1 protein-coding gene is annotated in these 2475 nt (G+C 68.1%); it reads left to right on the top strand.

Annotated features, from left to right (window positions below; genetic code table 11):
• Positions 1–279 precede the first annotated feature (279 nt).
• Positions 280–2475, top strand: a 2196-nt coding sequence (locus AC6EI8_RS26095) for a Tex family protein (protein WP_498383337.1), incomplete at its 3' end; no start/stop codon positions are given.

The raw sequence follows: 2475 nt of genomic DNA, 5'->3' as shown, positions 1-2475 counted from the left end.
GCCAATATCGGCGCCAGCGTCCGCGCCGACATCGAGACCTTGGGCAGCCTGCCGTCAGGCATCGTTGCCGCGCGATCGGCGGCCGGAAAACATGCCGGCAGAGCGGCCCGTTGTGGCTTGAGGTTCATGGGCGGATTCTACCATCGGGGCATGCCGCCGCGCCCGCGCGCGGCCTGCCCGGCAGGGCGATTCAGAATCGATCCCCGTGCGTACCGCATGCCGGATGACGCGCCGTTCGCTTGTGGCAAAATGCCCCGCTTTCGACTGAGTGTTTTTCCGATGTCCAACCTGCCAGCTTCCGTCACGCAAAAGATCGTGTCGCTCATCGCGGCCGAGCTGTCCGTCCAACCCCGCCAGGTGGCGGCGGCCGTCGAACTGCTCGACGAAGGCGCCACCGTGCCGTTCATCGCGCGCTACCGCAAGGAGGTCACCGGCAACCTCGACGACACGCAGCTGCGCGCGCTCGAGGAACGGCTGCTGTACCTGCGCGACATGGAGGAACGCCGTGCCGCGATCCTGGCCTCGATCGAGGAACAGGGCAAGCTGACCCCCGAGCTGCGCACCGCGGTCGAAGCCGCGGTCACCAAGCAGGCGCTGGAAGACCTGTACCTGCCCTACAAGCCCAAGCGCCGCACCCGCGCCCAGATCGCGCGCGAATGCGGCCTGGAGCCGCTGGCGCAGGCGCTGCTGGCCGACCCGACGCTGGACCCGCAGGCCGAGGCGGCCAAATACGTCAACGGCAAGCCCACCGCCGACGGCGGCGTGCCCGACGTCAAGGCCGCGCTGGACGGCGCGCGCGACATCCTGTCGGAGCAGTTCGGCGAGACCGCCGAGCTGCTGGGCAAGCTGCGCGAGCATCTGTGGTCCAACGGCGTGGTGACCTCGTCGGTGGTCGAAGGCAAGGAAACCGCCGAGGAAGAGAAGTTCCGCGACTACTACAACTACAGCGAGACCATCCGCACGATCCCGTCGCACCGCGCGCTGGCGCTGTTCCGCGGCCGCAATGCCGGCGTGCTGATGATCAAGCTGGGCCTGGGCGAGGAACAGGACGCGCTGGTGCCCCACCCGTGCGAGGCGATGATCGCGCGCCATGTCGGCATCCAGAACCTGAACCGGCCCGCCGACAAATGGCTGGGCGATGTCTGCCGCTGGTGCTGGCGCGTCAAGGTGCAGCCGCACCTCGAAACCGAGCTGCTGACGCAGCTGCGCGAGAGCGCGGAGAGCGAGGCGATCAAGATCTTCGGCCGCAATCTGCATGAGCTGCTGCTGGCCGCGCCGGCCGGCCCGAAGGCGGTGATGGGCATCGACCCGGGCATCCGGACGGGCTGCAAGATCGCGGTGGTCGATGCGACCGGCAAGCTGCTGGAAACCGCGACGATCTATCCGCACGAGCCGCGCCGCGACTGGAACGGTTCGCTGGCCACGCTGGCGCGCCTGGCCAAGCAGCACGGCGTCTCGCTGGTGTCGATCGGCAACGGCACGGCCAGCCGCGAGACCGACAAGCTGGTGCAGGACCTGATGCGCCAGGCGCCCGAACTGAAGCTGACCAAGATCGTCGTCAGCGAGGCCGGCGCCTCGGTCTATTCCGCCTCGGAGCTGGCGGCCAAGGAATTCCCCGATCTCGACGTGTCGCTGCGCGGCGCGGTGTCGATCGCGCGCCGGCTGCAGGACCCGCTGGCCGAACTGGTCAAGATCGATCCGAAGTCGATCGGCGTCGGCCAGTACCAGCACGACGTCAACCAGCGCGAACTGGCGCGCACGCTCGACGCGGTGGTCGAGGACTGCGTGAACGCGGTCGGCGTCGACGTCAATACCGCCTCGGTGCCGCTGCTGGCGCGCGTATCGGGCCTGAACAGCGTGCTGGCGCGCAATATCGTCGAGTTCCGCGATGCCAATGGCGCCTTCCCCAACCGCGACGCGTTGAAGAAGGTGCCGCGGCTGGGCGACAAGACCTTCGAGCAGGCGGCCGGCTTCCTGCGCATCAACGACGGCGACAATCCGCTGGACCGCTCGTCGGTCCACCCGGAGGCCTACCCGGTGGTCAAGCGCATCCTCGACCATATCAAGAAGGACCTGCGCGACGTGATGGGCAACCGCGACGCGCTGCGCGGGCTGTCGCCGACGCAGTTCACCGACGACACCTTCGGCCTGCCGACCGTGCGCGACATCCTCAGCGAGCTGGAAAAGCCGGGCCGCGACCCGCGCCCGGAGTTCAAGACCGCCACCTTCCAGGACGGCGTCGAGGACATCAAGGACCTGCAGCCCGGCATGGTGCTCGAGGGCGTGGTGACCAACGTCGCCGCCTTCGGCGCCTTCGTCGATATCGGCGTGCACCAGGACGGGCTGGTCCATATCTCGGCGCTGTCGAACAAGTTCGTCAAGGACGCGCACGAGGTCGTCAAGGCCGGCCAGATCGTCAAGGTCAAGGTGATGGAGGTCGACGTCAAGCGCAACCGCATCGGCCTGTCGATGCGC

It is taken from the genome of Cupriavidus sp. R6-3 (assembly GCF_059772245.1).
Note: the sequence above shows the minus strand (reverse complement) of the source record. Positions and strands in the feature narration are given on the sequence as shown.